This is a genomic window from Streptomyces glaucescens (genome assembly GCF_002154375.1).
In the GTDB taxonomy this organism is placed as follows: domain Bacteria; phylum Actinomycetota; class Actinomycetes; order Streptomycetales; family Streptomycetaceae; genus Streptomyces; species Streptomyces glaucescens.
The window spans coordinates 1-1007 of the sequence record NZ_MUND01001070.1 but is presented as its reverse complement, the minus strand read 5'-3'; the positions used below and the strand labels follow the sequence as shown (position 1 = coordinate 1007).

At 72.8% G+C, this 1007-nt stretch carries 2 protein-coding genes; one reads left to right on the top strand and one right to left on the bottom strand.

Annotated elements, in window-relative coordinates:
* A partial coding sequence (locus tag CCN42_RS40650) for a helix-turn-helix domain-containing protein (protein ID WP_143662271.1) occupies positions 1 to 162 on the bottom strand: 162 nt, incomplete at its 3' end.
* Positions 163 to 249: 87 nt separating this feature from the next.
* Between CCN42_RS40650 and CCN42_RS40645 the strand changes: the two genes are divergently transcribed.
* Entirely contained in the window at positions 250 to 987 is a 738-nt protein-coding gene (locus CCN42_RS40645) for a CTP synthase C-terminal region-related (seleno)protein (protein ID WP_086742071.1), read from the top strand.
* The last annotated feature ends 20 nt before the right edge of the window (positions 988 to 1007 follow it).

Below are 1007 nucleotides of genomic sequence, written 5' to 3'. Positions count from 1 at the left end.
GGCCACGGGGCGGCGGGTGAGCAGGGGCGCGCCGAGGTCCTGTTCGAGGGCGGCGATGTGCTGGGACACCGCGGACTGGGTGTAGCCGAGTTCCCGTGCGGCCTCCGAGAACGAGGCGAGACGGGCGACGGTGACATAGGTGCGCAGCAGGTGCGGGTCCATGCGGGCCAGCCTCTCATCAGCAGCGCTTATGGAGAGTGCAGAGATCATCGTTGGACGTGAACGACAGGCCGCGCGGAGGATGAACGCATGACACAGACCGCACCGCGTACCGCGCGGGTCGCCCTGGTCGGCGACCGCACCCCCAACGTCGTATCGCACTCCCGTGTCCCGCGGTTGCTCGACGCCCTCGCCCTGCGCGACCGGATCGTCCTCGACCCGTACTGGATCCCTTCCGAGGACGCCGAAGCCGACGGCGCGGTGCGCGGGTTCGACGCGGTGTGGGTGGTGCCCGGCAGCCCGTACCGCAGTGAGGCGGGCGTGCTCGCCGCGATCCGCACCGCACGGGAGGAGGGCATTCCGTTCCTCGGCACCTGCGGCGGGTTCCAGCACGCGCTGCTGGAGTTCGCCCGCACGGTGTGCGGACTGACCCATGTCGCGCACGCCGAGAACGACCCGGACGCGGACGACTTCCTGATCGAGCCGCTCGCCTGCTCGCTGGCCGGTCACGAGGCCGCCGTGCGGCTGGAGCCGGGTTCCCTGGCCCATTCCCTCCTCGGCGGCGAGCGCACGGTCGAGCGCTACTCCTGCAGCTACGGGCCCTCCCGGCACCTCGACACGCTGCGCGCGCACGGGCTGCGGTTCTCCGGCCACGACGAGAGCGGCGCCGTCCGGATCGCCGAACTGCCGGGCCACCCCTTCTACCTGGCGACGCTCTTCCAGCCGGAGCTGTCCGGCGACGGCTCGCACCCGCACCCGGTGATCCGGGCACTGGCGCGAGCCGCTGCCGAGCACGCCGCCGCGCGGGAGGCCCGCCAGCCCGCCTGACTTCTGCGGGGAAGCCCGCG

What these genes read in the sequence shown, in the direction of transcription:
- CCN42_RS40645 (WP_086742071.1), top strand. Translation starts at nt 250, where the DNA reads ATGACACAGACCGCACCGCGTACCGCGCGGGTCGCCCTGGTCGGCGAC.